We start from the raw sequence: 19,063 nt of genomic DNA on the forward strand, positions 1-19,063 counted from the left end.
CGCGCGAGCAGCGTCGTCTCGGCCTCTCAGCGCCGCCGACAAATGCGCGTTGATTTTCAGACTCGCCGCGTGATGTGAGGTTTAATGCTCGCCACACCCGCCGTTAAGAGACACGAAATGCTCGACCTCGAAGACCTTCGACTGATTCGCGCGATCGGCGCGTCGCGCTCCCTGGCGTCCGCCGCGCGCTTGCTCGACCTCACGCCGCCCGCGGTCACGATACGCCTGCAGCGGATGGAGGCGCGCCTGAACGTCAGGCTCGCGGTGCGGCAGTCGAAAGGGATCGCGTTGACCGACGAAGGCCAGCGGCTGTACCAGGAAGCCATCGGGATTCTCGAGCGCGTCGACGCGCTGCCGGTCAATATCGCCGGCGACCACGGCGACGTGCAGGGCGCGCTGCGCGTCGTCGCGCCGTTCGGCTTCGGGCGCAAGTACGTCGCGCGGATCGTGCGCGACGTCCAGCGCGCGCACCCGAAGCTCGAGATCTCGTTGCATCTGTCGGAAAGCCCGTTGACCAGCGCATCGGGCGCCGACGTGGTCGTCCATGTCGGCAGCCTGAAGTCGTCGTCGTGGATCGGCTATCCGCTCGCGCCCAACGAGCGCTTCCTGTGCGCGAGCCCCGGCTACGCGCGCCGGATCAAGTCACTGAACCATCCGTCCGACCTCGCCCGCTACGACTGCCTGTGCCTGCGCGAGAACGACGAGGACATTCCGCGCTGGCGCTTCTCGCAGGCCGGCGACGGCAAACGCGAACCCAGACGCTCGGCGGTGATTCGCGTCACGGGCGCGCTGTCGTCGAACGACGGCACCGTCATCACCGACTGGGCACTGGCCGGGCTCGGCATCGTCGAACGCTCCGAGTGGGACGTCGCACCGCTGCTCGCCAGCGGCAAGCTCGTCAGGCTGCTGCCCGACTGGCATCTGCCGCCCGCGCCCGTGACCGCCCTGCTGCCGTCGCGCACCGGCCGCTCGGCGCGGCAACGGGTGTTCCTCGAAGCCGCGACGCAGTTCTTCGACCCGCCGCCGTGGCGTGGCAAGGCATCCGTCGCGCCACGCGATTAAACCGCGCTTAATGAACGATTTGGCACGCGTTAAACACGCGCGGCGCCAAAGACCCTACAGTGTGCGCGTCGGCAATCCAGCGAGGTACACACATCATGGGCATTCCCGTCGTCAACACACCGGCCGCGCTGATCGACGTCGGCCGCATGCAGCACAACATCTCGCGCATGCAAACGCATCTGGACGCGCTCGGCGTGACGTTCCGTCCGCACGTGAAGACGACCAAGTGCCGGCACGTCGTCGACGCGCAAATCGCCGCCGGTGCGCGGGGCATCACGGTGTCGACGCTGAAGGAAGCCGAACAGTTCTTCGCCGGCGGCGTGCGCGACATCGTCTACGCGGTCGGCATGATCCCCACGAAGCTCGGCCAGGCGCTCGCGCTGCGCCGCCAGGGTTGCGACCTGAAGATCGTCGCCGACAGCCTGCAGACGGCCAACGCCATCGCCGAATTCGGGCGCGCGCACGACGAGCGCTTCGAAGTCTGGATCGAAGTCGACGTCGATGGCCACCGCTCGGGCATTGCGCCCGACGACGACCTGCTGATCGCCGTCGGCCGAGCGCTCGTCGACGGCGGCATGACGCTCGGCGGCGTGCTCGCGCACGCCGGCTCCAGCTACGAATACGACACGCGCGAAGCGCTGGTCGCGATCGCCGAACAGGAGCGCAGCCGCACCGTGCGCGCGGCCGAGCGCGTCAGGGCCGCGGGGTTGCCGTGCCCGGTCGTGAGCATCGGTTCGACACCGACCGCGCTGTCGGCGGAACACCTCGACGGGGTGACGGAAGTCCGCGCGGGTGTGTACGTGATGTTCGACCTCGTGATGCACAACATCGGCGTGTGCGCGCTGTCCGACATCGCGCTGTCGGTGTTGACCACCGTCATCGGGCATCAGGAAGAGAAAGGCTGGGCGATCGTCGACGCGGGCTGGATGGCGATGAGCCGCGATCGCGGCACGCAGCGGCAGGCGCGCGATTTCGGCTACGGGCAGGTGTGTACCGAGGACGGCGACGTGCTCGGCGAGTACGTGATGAGCGCGGCGAATCAGGAGCACGGCATCGTGTCGCGGATCGGTACGCCGGATGCGGGCATCGCGCAGCGGTTTCCGATCGGGACCCGTCTGCGCATCCTGCCGAACCATGCGTGCGCGACCGGTGCGCAACATCCGGAATATCTCGCGCTGAGCGGCGACGGTGCCGTCGAGACCTGGCCGCGCTTCTACGGGTGGTAAGCAGCGTCGCCGCCCATAACGCCCCGATTTCCCGCGAGAAATTCGACGCCGCGCGTTAGCCCGAACGACATTGACTAATTGTCCAAATCTAGACAAACTATAAATACCGCAATTCGTATTGCACCTGCACAGGCTCGCTGACCATGCCGACAGACGCGCAACTCCTTCTTCTCGACCGGGATGTCGTCGAACCGGCCCTCCAAGCCGAACAGGTGATGGCCGCGGTCCGCGAAGCGTTCGTACTGCACAGTCAACGCGCCGGACGCGTATTCCCGGTCGTGCGCGAGAAACTGCACACGGGCGGCGTGTTCGGCATCAAGTCGGGCGACGTCGCGAGCCAGGAACTGCTCGGCTTCAAGGCGGCCGGGTTCTGGCCCAGTAACCGAAGCCGGGGTGGCGAGCCGCACCAGGCGACCATCGCGTTGTTCGATCCGGCCACCGGCCGGCCGCTCTGCATCATGGATGGCAATGCGATCACCACCGGCCGCACCGGCGCGGCCGGCGGCCTCGGGCTGCAGGCGCTCGCTCGCCGCGACAGTTCACGAATCTGCGTGTTCGGCACCGGCGTGCAGGCGCGCGTCCAGCTCGACTATGCGATCCGGCTGCTGCCGCAACGATGCACGGTGCAATACGTGAACGTCAGCGGCGACACGGATCCGGGGTTCGAATCGGCATTCCGCGAACGCTGCGACCTCCGCGTCGCACGCGACCGCAACGATGCGGTGGCCGACAGCGACGTGGTCATCACGGCGACGCCGGGCGGCGGCCCGCTGTTCGACGCGGACGCGGTCCAGCCCGGCACGCACCTGACCTGCGTGGGCGCCGATACCGCGGGCAAGCGCGAACTGCCCGACGGCGTGCTGCAGCGCGCGCGCATTTACGTGGACGATCACGAGCAGGCGCGCAGCATCGGCGAGTGCCAGTGGGCGCCCGAGCTGCCGCGCACCGAGATCGGCGCCGTACTCGCCGGGGCCGTATCGGTCGATCGCTGCGCGAGCGACATCACCGTATTCGACATGACGGGCCTCGCGCTGCAGGATCTGACCGTTGCGCGTTTCCTGTATCGGCAGGCCGTCGACGACGGGACGGGGCGCTCGATCCCGTGGCCGTGGTGAGCGGCCGTTGCGTGGTATCTTCCATCGCCATGCGCCTCACCCACGTTTCCGCCATCTCGTTCGATCTCGACGACACGCTGTGGCCGTTCGGACCTTCGGTCCAACGAGCCGAAGCCTCGCTGCATGCGTGGCTGATCGAACATGCGCCCAATACCGCGCGCGTGCTGCCGACGTCGCACGCGCTGGCCGTATTGCGCGACGAATACGAGCGCCTGCGGCCCGATCTCGTCAGCGACTATCGTGCGTTGCGAATCGGATCGATCCGGCTTGCGCTGGAACGCGCGAACGAAGACGTCACGCTGACCAACCGCGCATACGACGTGTTCTATTCGGCACGGAACCAGGTGGAATTCTTCGACGATGCGTTGCCCGCGCTCGCGTGGTTGAGCGCGCGGTTTCCGCTGATCGCGGTGACCAACGGCAATGCGGATTTACGGCTGACGGGCGGCGGCGAGTTCTTTCGCGAAACGCTCAGCGCGCGGGCGTTCGGGTTCGCGAAGCCGGAGCCGCAGATCTTTCATGCGGCCGCCGCGACACTCGGTGTGCATACGGCGGAACTGCTGCACGTCGGCGACGACTTTCACCTCGATATCGTCGGTGCGTTGCAGGCGGGGCTGCAGGCGGCGTGGGTCGTGCGCGATGAACGCGCGGAAGCGGAGCACGCTGCGCATCGTGCCCCGTCCGCGCATCTGACCGTTCGCGACTTGTCGGTGCTGTGTCGTCTGCTGGGTGGTCCTGTCGAGGCGTCGTAGGCGCAGGCCGGCGAGTTACCCGGTCGATCACGCCATTCCACTTCACCGCGCCTCACGCCGCCTTGCGCGCCTCCGCGATCCGCTGCGGCGCCTTCGGCCGCGCATACAGCCGGTCGACATACGCGCGCAACTGCGGAAACGCATCGATCAAATGGCACTCGCTGGCCCAGTCGATCAGATACACCGTCACGCAATCGGCCACCGTCAGCGTATCGCCGACGATGAATTCGCGCCCTTCCAGATGGCGGTCGAGAATCGCGGCCATCGTCGCGAAATCCTCGCGCGCGAGTTCGATGTCGGCCGGCAGCCGCTTCTCGGGCGGATAGATGAACGAATGCCGCGTGATGCGCCACAGCGGCTGCTCGAGCTCCGTCACCGCGAACATGACCCATCGGTACGCCTGCGCACGCAGCGCCAGATCAGCGGGCAGCAGCGCCTTCTCCGGATACTTGTCCGCGAGATACAGCACGATCGCGGCGGACTCCGGAATCACGAGATCGCCATCCACCAGCACGGGCACCTTGCCCGCCGGATTGAGGCGCAGGAATTCGGGCCGCTTGTGCTCGCCCGCCAGCAGGTTGACCGACACGAACTCGAAATCCGCATCCAGTTCCTTGAGCCCCCAGAGCGCGCGCTGCGAACGCGTGCCGGGGAATCCGTAAAGCTTCATCGCCATGTCTCCGTCGAAAACGTCGGGGAAATTTCCATTTCCGTGTGCAGGCGAACGCGCATCGGCCGCGATCACGACGACACCACCCGCCGCGATCACCGCGACGACGCGCCTCGCGCCTGCGCTGCCCGCTTACATGCCGGGCACGGCGAGCACCGGCATCACGTCGATCGTCTCGCCCGGGAACAGCGTGAAATGCGGATGGCCTTCGAACAGCGCGGCCGCCGCCTCGTGCGACGCGGCGCGCACCACGGTAAAACCGCCCATCGCGTTGGCGGTGTCCTTCACGCCGCCCGCTCCGATGGTCTTGGTCTTGCCGAGCGGCCCGCCGAGCTCGACGATCGCGTCGCGATGCCGTTCGACCCACGCGTGCCACGCGGCGATGCCTTCCCGCTCGCGCGTGCGCCGCTCGTCGTCGGGCAACGCCATCCATGCCTTCATGCGCGGGCTGTCCTTGCTGCCGAGGAATACCGCGAGATACAACTGCTGTTGAGCACTCATGTTTCCTCCGTCCGATCGCGGGCACGACGGAACGCCGCACCTCGCCCTTGACACGATAGGTTGATATCAACACAATTGCAACATGGCACGCAAAGAAAAGCTCCCTTTCGAAACGACGCTGATGGTGCGCGATTGCTGCCTGTGCCTGCACATGCAGCGCGCGGCGCGCAATCTCGCGCGCATCTTCGACGATGCGCTGCGCCCGCTGGATCTGACCAACGGTCAGTTTTCGCTATTGATGTCGCTGAACCGGCCGCAACCGGCCGCGATGAAATCGGTCGCGTCGCTGCTCGCGATGGACCGCACTACGCTGACCGCCGCGCTCAAGCCGCTCGAGCGGCGCGGGCTGGTCACGATCGAGCCGGATCCGGACGACGGGCGCAGCCGCCTGCTCGCACTCACGCCGGCCGGCCATCGGCTGCTCGCCGACGCGTTTCCGGTGTGGCAGCAAACGCATGCCGACATCGAACGGCCGTTTGCGCCGGGAGAAGTCGATCTGCTGCGCGGCCAGTTGCGCGCGCTGTCGGAGGATCCGGCTACGCGAGACTGACGCGCGCACCGCTCACTTGCGGCCCTGCTTCGGCATCAGCAATTGCGCGAACTCCTGCAGGAACCGCACGGGCCCGTGCGCGTGCAGCGCCTGCCCGCTGCTGAGCGCGCCGTCGATGACGGTCGCGAGCCGCAGCGCGTACGTTTCCGGCTCGTCGATCCCCATCGCATTCGCCAGCTCGGTCAAGCGTCGCCGCAGTTCCTGCTTGTGCGCGACGGCGACCTTGCGCGCCGGATGATTGCCGTCCGCATATTCGGCGGCGATATTGATCTGCGGGCAACCGCGATAACCGGGGCGCTCGATCCGTTCGCCGATCCACTGCAGCTGCGCGTCCAGTTCCTCGCGCGGCGTGCGGCGATACTGCGCGGCCACCGCATCCCAGTGCGCCCAGAAATCCGCGTCCTCGCGCAACAGGAACGCCTCGATCAGGTCGTCCTTGGTTGCGAAGTGCCGATACAGGCTCGTCTTCGCGACGCCGGCCTGCGCGACGATCAAGTCCACGCCGACCGCCCGCGTGCCTTCCCGATAGAACAGCTCGCTGGCCGTTTGCAGAATGCGTTCGCGCGTATCGAGCGCGACGCCGTTCGTGTCCGTTGCCTTTTTCATCCCGACTTGGCCATCCAGGGCCGCCTGTCCCGCAAAGTGGTTCCGATGATAGCACCGCGTGCTTGACGACGCTACAGGTCTGTACTATAAAACAGACCGTTCTGTATCGGAGTCGATCATGGATGCTCGAATGACGGTTGCAGTGTATGGCGCGACGGGTCACACCGCGCGATTCGTGATCGCGGAACTGGAGCGCCGCGGCCTCGGCACGATCCGCATCGGGCGCGATGCGGTGCGGCTCGCGCAAGGCCGCAACGACGCGGCGCCGTGGCGCGTCGCGTCGGTCGACGATCCGGCCTCGCTCGACGCCGCGCTGCGCGGCGCGCACGCCGTGATCAACTGCGCGGGGCCGTACCTGGATACCGCGCTGCCGGTCGCCGATGCGGCATTGCGGGCCGGCATCCCGTATCTGGACCTGACGGCCGAGCAGCCGTCGGTCCACGCACTGACCGAACAGCGCGACGCCCGCGCGCGCGCCGCCGGCGTGACGCTCGTGCCGGCCGCCGCGTTCTACGGCGGACTGGCGGACCTGCTCGTCACGGCCGTGATCGACGCGAACCAGCCGATCGATCGCATCGACATCGCGACCGGTCTCGACAGCTGGCATCCGACCCGCGGCACGCGCGTGACCGGCGAGCGCAATCATGCGACCCGGCTCATCGTGAAGGGCGGCAAGCCGACCGCGGTGCCGTCGGCCGCCCGCGAACGCAGGTGGCCGTTCCCGCCGCCGCTCGGTGACGTCGACGTCACGCTGCTGCCGTTTTCCGAAGTGATGACACTCGCGCGACATCTGCGTGTCGATACGATCGAGTCCTGGCTCGCGACGCTCGCGCTGCGCGACGTCCGCGATGCCGGCACGCCGCCGCCGCAACCGGTCGACGCGCTCGGCCGCTCCGCGCAGCAGTTCGCGATGGATGCCGTCGTCGTGCAGAACGGCGTCATGCATCGCGCGACCGCGTCGGGACGCGACATCTACGCGGTCAGCGCACCGATCATCGTCGAAGCGACGGTCCGCCTGCTGACCGGCAGGACGCTGACGTCGGGCGGCGTCTGCAGCCTCGGCGAACTGTTCGATGCGCGTGATTTCCTCGCGGCACTCGATGCGATCACCGTATCGTTCTGCACCACTGACGATCCCGTTTTCACCAGGAGAGACGAGTATGAGCAGCAGTAACAAAGAGAAAGGCGCGTATTTCCGTTCGCTTCACCGCGCAGGCGAGCCGCTGGTGCTGTTCAACGTGTGGGACGCCGGCAGCGCGCGTACCGTCGCCGATGCGGGCGGCGTCGCGCTGGCGACCGGAAGCTGGTCGGTCGCGGCCGCCAACGGTTTCAGCGACGGCGAAAAGATGCCGAAGGCGCTGATGATGGAGGTGCTCGCGCGGATCGCGCAGGCGACGGATCTGCCCGTCACCGCCGATCTCGAAAGCGGCTATGGCGAGCGGCTGGCGGATGTCGCCGACACGATCGCGCACAGCATCGAGGCCGGCGCGATCGGCTGCAATCTCGAGGACAGTTTCCCGGCCACGGGCGAGCTGCGTACGCTCGACGACGCAGCCGCGCGTGTCGCATCGGCCCGGCAGGCGGCCGATCGCGCCGACATCGGCTACTTCATCAACGCGCGCACCGACGTGTTCTTCAAGGCCGCGGCCGACACGCACGACGAGCGGCTGCTCGACGAAGTACTGGCCCGCGCACGCGCGTATGCGGCGGCCGGCGCCGACGGCCTGTTCGTGCCGGGCCTGCGTGCGCCCGCGCTGATTCGCGCGCTGACGGCCGCATCGCCGCTGCCGGTGAACATCATGCGCGTGTCCGACACGCCGACGCTGGCCGAACTCGCCGAATACGGCGTCGCGCGCATCAGTCACGGGCCGTACCCATACCTGCAGGCGATGAACGCGCTTGCGGCGGTGGTGAAGCAACGTGCATAGCCCGATCGATTACATCCGATGCGCGTGATCGACGACGACACGCAGCGACTGCTTGACGACCTGCTTGCCAGTCCGCAGGCCGCGCACGACTGGAAAACGCCGCCGGCGCCGGCCGCCGCACCGCCGCACCGCCGCACCATCGCTGCCGGTCGTGCCGGTCGGCTTCGTCCACGAAGGCGTCGTGCTGCGCTATTTCTCGTCGATCACGACGGTCGGTACGCCGCAAAGCGCCGCCGCGCAGGAGCTGCACATCGAGTGCATGTTCCCCGCTGACGACGCCACCGAAACACGTCACCGGCGGTTGCTCGACGCGCAGCCGACGCGCCGAACAGCCCGCAGCCGGCGCTCACGCGTCGTTCACTCGGCCAGCGCCGCCGCCGCCCCGACCCGCTTCGGCACGCCGGTCACGATCGTCGCCACCGCGACGGCCAGCACCGCGGCCGCGCCCAGGAACACGCCGCCCGCGCCGTTCGCGTCGAACACGACACCGCCCACCGCCGCGCCGGTCGCGATCGCGAGCTGGATCGCCGCGACGATCAGCCCGCCCGCGCTCTCCGCTTCATCGGGCACGGTGCGCGTGACCCACGTCGACCATGCGACCGGCACGCCGCCGAACGCCATCCCCCACAACGCGACCAGCACCGCGTCGATCATCGGCGCACGGCCGAGCGCGACGAGCGCGATGCCGAGCACGACCATCAGCGCGGGCATCCCGATCAGCATCGGCCGCAGCCGGTGTTCGAGCACGCGGCCGGCGAGCGACGTGCCGACGAAGTTCGCGATGCCGTAGCCGAGCAGGATCGCCGACAGCCCGTTCACGCCGACGCCCGCCACCTGTTCGAGGAACGGCCGCAGATACGTGAAGAACGCGAAATGCCCGGTGAACACGAGGATCGTCGCGAACATCCCGAGGCCGACGGTCGGCCGGCGCAGCACGTCGACGAGCGTGCGCAGCCGCGTCGTGCCGCTCGGCGGCATCGACGGCAGCGTCATCACCTGCGACACGAGCGCGACGCCGCCGATCGCGGCCGCGATCAGAAATACGTTGCGCCAGCCGATCAGGTGCCCGAAGTAACTTCCCATCGGCGCGGACGCGATCGTCGCGACCGCCACGCCGCTGAAGATGATCGACAGCGCACGCGGCACCATCGCGGTCGGCACGAGCCGCATCGCGGTGGCCGTCGCCATCGTCCAGAAGCCGCCCAGCGCGACGCCGAGCACCACGCGGCCGACCAGCAGCGTCGTCAGGTTCGGCGCGAACGCGACCGCGAGATTCGATGCGACGAGCAGCACCGAGAATGCGAGCAGCACGCGCCGCCGGTCGATCGTGCGCGTCAGCGCGGAGATCAACAGGCTGGTGACGAGCGCGACCGTCGCGGTGGCCGTCACGGCCTGGCCGGCCACGCCTTCGGTCACGCCGAGACTGTCGGCCATCGGCGTGAGCAGGCTCGCGGGCAGGAATTCGGCGGTGACGAGGCCGAACACGCCGAGCGTCATCGCGAACACCGCGCCCCAGGCCGGTTCGCGGGGAGCCGCTGAGGTGGCGGCAGAAGACATTCCGGGATTCATGTGTGGTTCCGTACGAAAAGGCGTTCCAGTGATGGCGTATCGTAAGGAACCACGGCAGGACGGTCTATGACATACAATCCGCTCTTATTGATCGAACGTCCGAATCTGATATGTCCGAGCCTTTGCTTCCCGATGCCCACGACGCGCACGACCTCGTCAGCGAGCTGCTGCTCGGCATGCGCCTGAGCGGCGTGCAGTACCGCCGGATCCAGGTGCCGCGGCCGTTCGGGCTGAGCTTCGGCCAGGCGCCGGGCCGCGCGCAGTTCCATTTCGTCGGGCGCGGGCCGGTGCTGCTGCGCGACGCGGCCGGCACGACCGTGCAGCTCGAAGCCGGCGACGCGATCCTGCTGCCGCACGGCCGCACGCACGCGCTGGTGTCCGATCCGGATGCCACGTGCCGCGAGATCGGCGGGTTCGAGGTCGCGAAGATCTGCGACACGGTCGCGGCGGTGGGTGCAACGTCGTGCGCGACGCCGGAGCCGGGCGCCGGCGATGCGCTGATCTTCAGCGCGTGCATGGAGCTCGATCTCGGCGGCATGCAGCCGCTCGTCGGCACGATGCCGGAGTTCATGCACGTCGGCACGCTGCTCGCGCGCTACCCGGAGATCCGGCCGATGCTCGACGCGATGGAGCGCGAATCGTGCTCCGCGCGCGCGGGCTTTGCGGGCATCCTCGCGCGGCTCGCGGACGTGGTCGCCGCGTTCATCGTGCGCGGCTGGGTGGAATGCGGATGCGGCGACGCGACGGGCTGGGTGCAGGCGCTGCGCGAACCGAGGCTCGGCCGCTCGATCGTCGCGCTGCATCGCGATCCGGGGCGCAACTGGAGTGTCGCGGAACTGGCCGCCGAAGCCGGCGTGTCGCGCTCGGTGTTCGCCGAGCGCTTTCTCTCGGCCACCGGGATGACGCCGGTGCGCTATCTGACCGAGCTGCGGATGCGGCTCGCCGCGCAGTGGATCGCACGCGACCGCGAAGCGATCGAGGCGGTCGCGTACCGGCTCGGCTACGGGTCGCTCGCCGCGTTCAGCCGCGCGTTCAAGCGCGTGGTCGGGCGGCCGCCGGGCGCGGTGCGCGCGGAAAGCGACGCGCACGCCGACGCGTGACGGGGCTCGCGTAGCGAGCCTCGCGCAACGCACGCCTTCCTGTGCGCGAGCCGGCCGCGTCGTGTCGCGCCCGCGCTATCCATCGGCATCGCGATACGCGTCGCCGGTCATGACGGACCGACTCCCCCGCTGCGCGCGTCGAGCTGGTCCACCAACGCCGTCGCACACTGCACGGCCAGCGCCGCGCACTGTTGCGCATCCACCGGCGCGCCCTTCATCACCACACCCTGCACGATCCGGCCCAGCAAATCCTTCGACAGGTCGGCGATCTCATGTTCCCGTTCAGTCATGTTCGTCTCCCGCGCGTCGCGCCCGGTTCGGCCGGGTTCGGCCACGCGTCCGATCGTGCCGGGCGCCGCGCATGCCGCATGGAGAGCATGTACCGTGCCCGACATTCAACGTTGCCGTGCCCGCACGACGATCTGCGCCTGCGTGTCGCGTTCGATGCGTTCGAGCGACGCACGCAGCGCCGTGAATTCGTCGGGCGTGCAGACCTGGCGCCCGAAAGCCGCCGTCATCCGGCGCGTCACCTGCACGACGTGCGCGTTCGCATCGAATACGTAATGCGATGTGAAATCGACGAAGCGCTCGTGCACGGCCGTATCGGCCGGCAGGTCAGTGACCGCGACGTCGGCCGGCAACGCGATCTGGCCGGTCTCGTCGAAGGTGCCGCCGATGCACACCCACGGTTGCGTGCGCGTGGGCTCCGTGAGCCAGCCTTCGACCTGCGTCGCGATCCCGCCCGTCAGGCTCGACAGCGCCGGCACCGCCGTCGTGCCGTCAGGCCACACGAAGTGATCGAGCGTGCCCGAATACGTGACGTCGAACGGCCCGTTCGTCGCCCGGCGATCGCTCGTCGCGATCTGCGCGCGGCCGCGCAGCCCGCTTTGCCGCAAGCGCTCGTTCGCGAGTTGCCGCACACGGTCGGGCGGCGCACGACGAAACATCGTACGTTCGAGCTCCGCGGTCCAGCCTTCGTCCTCGACCAGCGCCTGGACACGCGCGGCGCCCGCCTGCGCGGCATCGATCTCCAGCCGCGCGACGCGGCGGCGCGGCTGCGCGGCCGGCGTACGCGACAGCACGCCGGTGTCGACGAGCAGCGCCGGACGATCCATCACGATCGGCGGCAGGTAGCCGAATGCGATGCCGCTTGTCGTCGTGTCCGCGTAGAGCGCGAGATCCGGCAGCCACGTGATCGCGTGATTGATCGCGCCGCCGCCGTAACCGGGCATCGACGGCAGCGTGTAGACCGAGCCGAGATTGATCAGCACCGGTTCGCTGCGGATCCCGACTGCCGCGAGCAACGCGCCGAACAGCGCGACGTGGTCCTTGCAGTCGCCGTAGCGGTTGCGCAGGATGTCAGCCACGCGATGCGGCGCGGCGGCCGTTTCGCCGAGAAAAAGCGCGACGTAACGCACGTTCGCCTGCACCCAGTCGTACAGGATGCGCGCCTTGTCGTAAGGATCGGCAGCGGCGGCGGTGAGCGCGCGCGCGAGTTGCACGACGGCCGGATCGTTCGCGCTCGGGTCGACCGCCGCATCGCGGTAGCGCGCGGCGAACGCCGCGTAGTCAGGCAGCGTGGACACCACGAGCCGGTCGCCGTAGGTCGGGTAGCCTACCGAGCCGCTCTCGATCCGGTCGTACGGCCCGTGCCGATAATCGAACTCGTAACGCGTGCGGCCGTTTTCGGTCACGGGCGGCAGTGCGACGTAGCCGCGTGCGTCCGCATGCAGCGGCATGTCGGCCGGCAGATCGAAGATCAACCGCTGGCTCTCGACCGGCTCGCGCGACGGCTCGACGTAGTAGCCGAAGTACCCGGCGTTGACGGGTTTCGTGCGTGTCTTGCGAAACACGATGCGCGTGCTCGATCCCGCCTCGACGCCGGGAAACACGACGGTGCGCAGCAAGCCGTCCTGAAACGTCGGGGCGCCGGCCGAACGCGGCTCCTGCACGTCGCGGATGGCGTCGGCGCCGACCGGATGCGCGACGCCGTCGCGATCGACGGTCTCGGCCGCGAGCAAATCGACCTTCTCCAGGTTCTTGTCGAACCACACGTAGCGCTGCGCGATCGCATCGATCCCGTTCGCGTCGTTCGCGCGCAGCGTCGAATCGTCGTGCTCGTCGAGCGAGCCGTCGTGCTGCAGCACGAATACGTGGACGTCGCTGACGAGCGTCACCGGCGCCGTGTCGTCCGTCGCCGCGAAAGCGGGCCGTGCAAGCGCCAGCGCAAGCGCAGCGAGGACGCCGGCGAGTGCAGCCGTGCGCGCCGGGAAGTGGCCGGTCAATCGGCGGAACGGAAAACGCACCACGTAGAAGCTCTCCGCGCGTTCGTGCTCGGTCGGACTCGGCGGGCAGGCAGCGACGCGGACCACCTACTCACCCGCTAACCGACGTTCATCGGCAGCAGCACCATCTGCCGCCCCTCGACATGCAGCCGCGCCTGCAATTCGACCGGCGTCTGGTTATGCAGCCACGCGGTCAGGAAGTTCACGCGCCGGAAAATCAGCTTGCTCGCGAAGCACACGGCGTTCGGATACACGTCGAGCGTCGACGACGCGAGGTTCATGAATTCGACGACCGGGTTCGTGCCGAACGCGATCCGGTAGTCGGCGGCAATGCCGTTGCGGCGGCAGTGCGCGACGTAATAGTCGAGCGCTTCGGTGATCGTGTGGCGCAGCCGTTCGAGATGCTCGTGTCCGTCGTACGCCTTCGCATCGACCTCGCCGACCGCGAGAAAGATCACGTTGCGAAAGTGCCCCGGAAACAGCCGGTTGACCCACAGCAGCGCGTGCATGCTCGCGCCGCGATGCTTGCCGACGAGCAGCACCGCGGTGGGCTGCGCCGGATCGGGCCGGCCAGGCGCGCTCGCTTCGTCGACTGCCGGCGGTGCGCCGGAGAACAATGCGTCCTCCTTGGCGAGCTGCGCGCGCGTGTACGCGTAGTGCCGGTTGATCATGAAGCACAGCGCGATCACCGCGCTCGTCACGAGCACCGTGAGCCAGCCGCCGGCGGTGAACTTCTCGATCAGCGTGATGACGAGCACGGTGGCCGTCACGCTCAGGCCGAGCGCCGACAGGCAGAAGTGCTTGACCCAGCCGCGCTCGCTGCGATGGCGCCACCAGTACGTGCACAGCCCGAGCAGCGACATGCTGAAGGTGAGGAACACGTTGATGCTGTACAGCACGACGAGCACATCGACGTTGCCGTGCGTCCACAGCAGGATCAGCAGGCTCGACAGGCCGACGACGATGATGCCGTTCTGCCGCACGAGGCGCGTCGACAAGTCGCGGAAATGGCGCGGCACCCACGAATCCGATGCCATGTTCGACAGTACGGCCGGCCCGTCGAGGAAGCCCGTCTGCGCGCCGACCAGCAGCAGCCCGGCCTCGAACGCGAGCACGGCCGCGAGCAGCGCATGCCGCGCGAATGCGGACCCGAGCCCGAGATGATCGATCACGCTGCCGAACACGACCGCGTTGAGCGTCTCGCCTTCGACCGGCCGCGCGTGCCACAGCATGTACAGCAGGATGATGCCGCCGGCCGTGAACGCGAGCGACGTCGACATGTACCACATCGTCACCTTGCCGTTCGGCACGCGCGGATCGGCCAGCATGTTCACGTTGTTCGACACGGCCTCGAGGCCCGTATACGTGCCGCCGCCGAGCGAGAACGCGCGCATCAGCAACGCGAGCATCACGAACGTGCCGAGCGATTGCGACATCCCGTGCGCGTCGTGCACGGCGTCGGGCACGATCGTCGTCAGGTTGCTGCCGTGCACCGCGATGCCGTACACGATCAGCCCGAAATGCAGCACGACGAAGCCGATGAAGATCGGCAGCATCACGATGATCGACTCGCGCATCCCGCGGAAGTTGAGCCCCGTCATCAACAGGATCAGCACGATCTCGGTCGTGAGCTTGAACGCCTGCGCACCGACCGGCAGCAGGCTGTAGAACGCGTCGACGCCGCTCGCGAGCGACGTCGCGACCGTCAGCACGTAATCGACCAGCAGCGCCGCGCCCGACACGAGCCCCGGCTTCGGCCCGAGCAGCGACGTCGCGACGCGATAGCCGCCGCCGCCGGTCGGGAACAGCTCGATCACCTGGTTGTAGCCGAGCGCGATGATGAACACGGTCGCCGCCGTCGCCAACGCGAGAAACAGCGCGAGCGGCGTGTGCTGCGCGAGCGCGAGGAACGCCTCCTCCGGGCCGTAGCACGACGACGACAGCCCGTCGGCGCCGAGCCCGACCCATGCCAGCAGCGGCGTGACGGCGATTGCATGGCGCGTGCGCGGGTCGAGCGGGTCCAGCGGCTTGCCGACGAGCAACTGCCACATCTTCTGGACTCCGGTCATGGTCCCCTCCCCGAACGCCGGGCGCACCGGCGTCATCTTCTCAAGCTAGCCCACCCGCGCGCGCGGCGCCAGTCCGCACATTCCATAAGAGGCCGCCAACGGCTTGGCGGCGCTTTCAACGCGTAAGCGAAAGGGCGGCGCGAGCGGCATCGCTGGGGCATCGCGGCGGCGTCGCGGCGGCATCGCTTGGGCTCCGCATCGACATCGCTCCGGCATCGCTCCGGCATCGCTCCGACATCGCGGCAGCGACCTCGCACCGCCGGCAAGCCGGCCGCCCGCGGCGCGCCATGTCGCGCCGTATCCCGCCAGCTCGCACTGCGGCCGCCGCCCGCGCGCTGCCGCACCGACCACCGCCCCGTCAGGCCGATTCCGCCATTCGCGTCGATCGACGCTGAACCTGCCGGATGCAACGCGCAATCGCGTCCTCGTCGTGCGTCATTCCCCGCAGTTCGCCATTAGTGCGCGCGCAACAATGGCGATGCCTCGCGGCCGGGGTCATCCGGGGAGCGGGTCTCCCGCGCGACACCGGCCGCGGCGGTCTTTGAAAAACCACATCACGAGGACATACCATGCAACTCCAATCCCATCCGGCGTGCCGCCCGTTTTACGAAGCAGGTGAACTCACGCAATTGACCGCGTTCTACGAAGAAGGTCGCAACGTCATGTGGATGATGCTTCGATCGGAGCCGCGGCCGTGCTTCAACCAGCAACTCGTCACCGACATCATCCATCTCGCGCGCGTCGCACGCGACTCGGGCCTGCGGTTCGACTTCTGGGTGACGGGCTCGCTCGTGCCCGAGCTGTTCAACGTCGGCGGCGACCTGAGCTTCTTCGTCGACGCGATCCGCAGCGGCAGGCGGGATCAGCTGATGGCCTACGCGCGTTCATGCATCGACGGCGTGTACGAAATCTACACGGGCTTCGGCACCGGGGCGATCTCGATCGCGATGGTCGAGGGCAGCGCGCTGGGCGGCGGCTTCGAGGCCGCTCTCGCGCACCACTACATCCTCGCGCAGAAGGGCGTGAAGCTCGGCTTTCCCGAGATCGCGTTCAACCTGTTCCCGGGCATGGGCGGCTATTCGCTGGTCGCGCGGAAGTCGAACCGCGGGCTCGCGGAATCGCTGATCTCGTCCGGCGAGGCGCACGTGGCCGAGTGGTACGAGGATCAGGGGCTGATCGACCAGACGTTCGAAGCGGGCGACGCGTACCTCGCGACGCGCACCTTCATCGACGTGACGAAGCCGAAGCTGAACGGCATTCGCGCGATGCTGCGCGCGCGCGAGCGCGTGTTCCAGCTCACGCGTTCCGAGCTGATGGACATCACCGAGGAATGGGTTCGCGCGGCGTTCACGATCGAGCCGAAGGATCTCGCGTACATGGAACGCCTGGTGATGCTGCAGAACCGGCGCGTGTCGAAGCTGCGCACGGTGTAACGTGAGTGAAGCGCGCCGCCCGGGACCGGCGGCGCGCCGCCACCGAAGCTCAGGCGATAAGCCAGAGCTTTATCGTCTCCGCAAGCCACGCCTCGAAGGCCTGGGCCGGCATCGGCCGCGCGAAGTAGTAGCCCTGCGCGTGATCGACCTGAATCTGCTTCAGGAATTCGGCTTCCGCGTGGGTCTCGACGCCTTCGGCGACCACCGAGAAACTCAGCGCCTTCGCAAGCGACACGACGGAGCGCACCAGCGCCTGCGAGCGCGGATTGCGATCGATGCCGGTGATGAAGGTGCGATCGAGCTTGATCGAATCGAGCGGCAGACGCGACAACTGCGACAGCGACGAATAGCCGGTGCCGAAATCGTCGAGATGGATCTCCGCGCCGAGCTGGCGGAATTCATTCATCAGCCGATGCGCCGATTCCTCATCCTCGATGAAGCTGCTCTCGGTGAGCTCGATGTCGAGCAGGCTCGGCTTCAGCCCCGCGCCGTCGAGAATCGACGCGAACTGGTGGACGATGTTCGTGTCCTGCAACTGCCGCGCCGACACGTTCACCGCGATCCGCACGCCGAGCCCCTTCGCCTTCCATGCAGCGGCCTGCGCGGCCGCGGTGCGCATCACCCAGCGCCCGAGCGGCGCGATCAGCCCCGACTCTTCCGCGAAGCGAATGAACTCGACCGGCGCGACCAGCCCGCGGTCGGGCGACTGCCAGCGGATCAGCGCCTCGACGCCGTGCACGTCGCCGGTCGCGATGTCGACGAGCGGCTGGTAGTGCAGCACGAACTGGTCGTCTTCGAGGGCCTTGCGCAGGTTCGTGTCGAGCCACATGTACTTCGCGACCTTCTGGTTCATCTCCTGCGAGAACACGCGATACGTGTGCTTGCCTTCTTCCTTCGCGACGTACATCGCGGTGTCGGCGCTGCGGATCAGCGTCTCGAGTGTATCGCCGTGCTGCGGATACATCGCGATGCCGATCGAGCAGCTCGTGTAGACCTCCATCAGCCCGAGATGGATCGGCGTGCGCAGCCGCTCGAGGATGATCTGCGCGGTCGCTTCGAGCAGCGGCCGCGTGCCGTGCTCGAACAGCACCAGGAATTCGTCGCCGCCGAGCCGCGCGAGCGTCGCGCCGGACGGCAGGCAGCCGCTGATGATCGCGGACACGTCCTGCAGCAGGCGGTCGCCGGTGATGTGACCGTAGTGATCGTTGACGCGCTTGAAGTTGTCGAGATCGAGGAACAGGATGCCGACCTGGCCGCGCATGTCGGTGCGGTCCATCGCGAGCGCCGCGCCGATGCGCTCGCTGATCGCGTGGCGGTTCGGCAGGCCGGTCAGCACGTCGGTGTTCGCGAGTTCGCTGAGCCGCTGCTGCGCGCTGCGCTCCTCGGTGATGTCGATGCCCGAGCAGATCAGGAACTGCTCGTCGACGCCGCTGCCGCTCTGCACGAACTTGTTGCGGAACTGGAACAGGCGCGGCCCGTTGACCGTGTTGATGTAACGCTCGACCGCGAACGACTGGTTGCTCGCGAAGAAGCCGGTGATGTTGTGGCGCGACTGTTGGCCCTGCTCGGGGCTCATGAACAACTCGAATGCGCTGCGGCCGACCACGTCGACCTCGCGCTTGCCCGTCACTTCCTCGCACAGGCGGTTGAAGCGCTGCACCATCCCGTTGCGGTCGAGAATCACGACGAGCGAATTCACTTCGGACACGACCTGCTCGGCGAACGCGAGCCCGTTCGCGAGATCGCTCGCGACGGACGCGGCATCGGAATAGGCGGAGGCCGTGCCGGCCCAGTCGCGCGTATCGACCTTCTTGCCGACCAGATGGAGGCTGATTGCAGTGCCGTACAGCGTGATGTCGAGCACGAGGTGCGACGTGACGCCGGTCAGCGCGCGAACCCGCGCAGCCTGCTCGGCGGTGAGCGCGACCGCGACGTTGGTCATGCCGCGCACCGCGGCCAGTTCGAGTGCATTGCTGTCGCTGCCGAGACGCCAGCAGGGGCTGCGCGTACCGACGTGCGCCTCGAGCACCGCGCTATCGCTTTCGTCATCCATGGACACGCCCCGATTCAGAAAAAACGCACAGTGTAGACGGAGGCGAGACGGCCGCCCCCGATCGCTGGGCGCGCAACGCGTGTACCGGGCAACGCAGTCGTGATGGCCGCGACAGCGGCGCTCGTTCCGTATTTGTTTCCAACT

At 68.0% G+C, this 19,063-nt stretch carries 18 protein-coding genes; 10 read left to right on the plus strand and 8 right to left on the minus strand.

The features are described from left to right. Positions 1-117: 117 nt before the first annotated feature. The 4 genes from O1Q03_RS26090 (at position 118) to O1Q03_RS26105 (ending at position 4,155) form a co-directional block, all read left to right on the plus strand. Positions 118-1,062, plus strand: a complete 945-nt coding sequence (locus O1Q03_RS26090; protein WP_269506910.1) for a LysR family transcriptional regulator — start codon at positions 118-120, stop codon at positions 1,060-1,062. Positions 1,063-1,157: 95 nt separating this feature from the next. Beyond that, positions 1,158-2,288 carry a DSD1 family PLP-dependent enzyme gene (locus O1Q03_RS26095; RefSeq protein ID WP_269506911.1) on the plus strand — a complete coding sequence of 377 codons (1,131 nt, stop codon included), beginning with the start codon at positions 1,158-1,160 and terminating at the stop codon, positions 2,286-2,288. Positions 2,289-2,431: 143 nt separating this feature from the next. Beyond that, the gene (locus tag O1Q03_RS26100) at positions 2,432-3,403 is read left to right on the plus strand and encodes an ornithine cyclodeaminase family protein (protein ID WP_269506912.1); all 972 of its coding nucleotides are present in this window, start codon (positions 2,432-2,434) and stop codon (positions 3,401-3,403) included. A 29-nt stretch (positions 3,404-3,432) separates the two neighbouring features. Next, on the plus strand, positions 3,433-4,155 hold the full coding sequence (locus tag O1Q03_RS26105; protein ID WP_269506913.1) for an HAD family hydrolase: 723 nt from the start codon (positions 3,433-3,435) through the stop codon (positions 4,153-4,155). Positions 4,156-4,207: 52 nt separating this feature from the next. Here the strand turns inward: O1Q03_RS26105 and O1Q03_RS26110 are convergent, their stop codons facing one another. Together O1Q03_RS26110 and O1Q03_RS26115 are read right to left on the minus strand one after the other, a co-directional pair. Further along, positions 4,208-4,825, minus strand: coding sequence for a glutathione S-transferase family protein (locus O1Q03_RS26110; RefSeq protein WP_269506914.1), 618 nt, complete (start codon positions 4,823-4,825; stop codon positions 4,208-4,210). A gap of 132 nt (positions 4,826-4,957) precedes the next feature. Next, complete coding sequence (locus tag O1Q03_RS26115; protein ID WP_269506915.1) at positions 4,958-5,326, minus strand: hypothetical protein; 369 nt, start codon at positions 5,324-5,326, stop codon at positions 4,958-4,960. Between the two features lie 82 nt (positions 5,327-5,408). Between O1Q03_RS26115 and O1Q03_RS26120 the strand changes: the two genes are divergently transcribed. Then, positions 5,409-5,876 (plus strand): MarR family winged helix-turn-helix transcriptional regulator, encoded by a 468-nt coding sequence (locus O1Q03_RS26120; RefSeq protein ID WP_269506917.1) that lies wholly within the window; start codon positions 5,409-5,411, stop codon positions 5,874-5,876. Between the two features lie 12 nt (positions 5,877-5,888). Here the strand turns inward: O1Q03_RS26120 and O1Q03_RS26125 are convergent, their stop codons facing one another. Next, on the minus strand, positions 5,889-6,482 hold the full coding sequence (locus tag O1Q03_RS26125; protein WP_269506918.1) for a TetR/AcrR family transcriptional regulator: 594 nt from the start codon (positions 6,480-6,482) through the stop codon (positions 5,889-5,891). Positions 6,483-6,600: 118 nt separating this feature from the next. Here O1Q03_RS26125 and O1Q03_RS26130 point away from each other — a divergent pair, with 118 nt between their 5' ends. Genes O1Q03_RS26130 through O1Q03_RS26140 form a run of 3 tightly spaced genes read left to right on the plus strand, consistent with a single transcriptional unit; the run spans position 6,601 to position 8,683 of the window. Continuing rightward, on the plus strand, positions 6,601-7,656 hold the full coding sequence (locus O1Q03_RS26130) for a saccharopine dehydrogenase family protein (RefSeq protein WP_269506919.1): 1,056 nt from the start codon (positions 6,601-6,603) through the stop codon (positions 7,654-7,656). Further along, positions 7,643-8,410 carry an isocitrate lyase/PEP mutase family protein gene (locus O1Q03_RS26135; protein WP_269506920.1) on the plus strand — a complete coding sequence of 256 codons (768 nt, stop codon included), beginning with the start codon at positions 7,643-7,645 and terminating at the stop codon, positions 8,408-8,410. Before O1Q03_RS26130 ends, O1Q03_RS26135 begins: the two co-directional genes overlap by 14 nt. 18 nt (positions 8,411-8,428) lie before the next feature. Further along, the gene (locus tag O1Q03_RS26140) at positions 8,429-8,683 is read left to right on the plus strand and encodes a hypothetical protein (protein ID WP_442865853.1); all 255 of its coding nucleotides are present in this window, start codon (positions 8,429-8,431) and stop codon (positions 8,681-8,683) included. Between the two features lie 84 nt (positions 8,684-8,767). Here O1Q03_RS26140 and O1Q03_RS26145 read toward each other — a convergent pair whose 3' ends face one another. Beyond that, on the minus strand, positions 8,768-9,979 hold the full coding sequence (locus O1Q03_RS26145) for an MFS transporter (protein WP_269506921.1): 1,212 nt from the start codon (positions 9,977-9,979) through the stop codon (positions 8,768-8,770). A 110-nt stretch (positions 9,980-10,089) separates the two neighbouring features. Between O1Q03_RS26145 and O1Q03_RS26150 the strand changes: the two genes are divergently transcribed. Next, positions 10,090-11,079, plus strand: a complete 990-nt coding sequence (locus tag O1Q03_RS26150) for an AraC family transcriptional regulator (protein WP_269506922.1) — start codon at positions 10,090-10,092, stop codon at positions 11,077-11,079. 107 nt (positions 11,080-11,186) lie between these two features. Here the strand turns inward: O1Q03_RS26150 and O1Q03_RS26155 are convergent, their stop codons facing one another. From O1Q03_RS26155 to O1Q03_RS26165, 3 genes are all read right to left on the minus strand, one after another. Beyond that, positions 11,187-11,369, minus strand: coding sequence for a hypothetical protein (locus O1Q03_RS26155; RefSeq protein WP_269506923.1), 183 nt, complete (start codon positions 11,367-11,369; stop codon positions 11,187-11,189). Between the two features lie 105 nt (positions 11,370-11,474). Continuing rightward, positions 11,475-13,388 carry a DUF3857 domain-containing transglutaminase family protein gene (locus O1Q03_RS26160; protein ID WP_269506924.1) on the minus strand — a complete coding sequence of 638 codons (1,914 nt, stop codon included), beginning with the start codon at positions 13,386-13,388 and terminating at the stop codon, positions 11,475-11,477. Positions 13,389-13,462: 74 nt separating this feature from the next. Then, on the minus strand, positions 13,463-15,433 hold the full coding sequence (locus O1Q03_RS26165; RefSeq protein ID WP_269506925.1) for an APC family permease: 1,971 nt from the start codon (positions 15,431-15,433) through the stop codon (positions 13,463-13,465). Positions 15,434-16,002: 569 nt separating this feature from the next. Between O1Q03_RS26165 and O1Q03_RS26170 the strand changes: the two genes are divergently transcribed. Next, positions 16,003-16,866 carry a crotonase/enoyl-CoA hydratase family protein gene (locus O1Q03_RS26170; protein ID WP_269506926.1) on the plus strand — a complete coding sequence of 288 codons (864 nt, stop codon included), beginning with the start codon at positions 16,003-16,005 and terminating at the stop codon, positions 16,864-16,866. 49 nt (positions 16,867-16,915) lie between these two features. Here O1Q03_RS26170 and pdeR read toward each other — a convergent pair whose 3' ends face one another. Next, positions 16,916-18,919 carry a cyclic di-GMP phosphodiesterase gene (pdeR, locus tag O1Q03_RS26175; protein WP_269506927.1) on the minus strand — a complete coding sequence of 668 codons (2,004 nt, stop codon included), beginning with the start codon at positions 18,917-18,919 and terminating at the stop codon, positions 16,916-16,918. Between the last annotated feature and the right edge of the window lie 144 nt (positions 18,920-19,063).

The sequence above is a fragment of the Burkholderia sp. IMCC1007 genome, from assembly GCF_027257875.1.
In the GTDB taxonomy this organism is placed as follows: domain Bacteria; phylum Pseudomonadota; class Gammaproteobacteria; order Burkholderiales; family Burkholderiaceae; genus Burkholderia.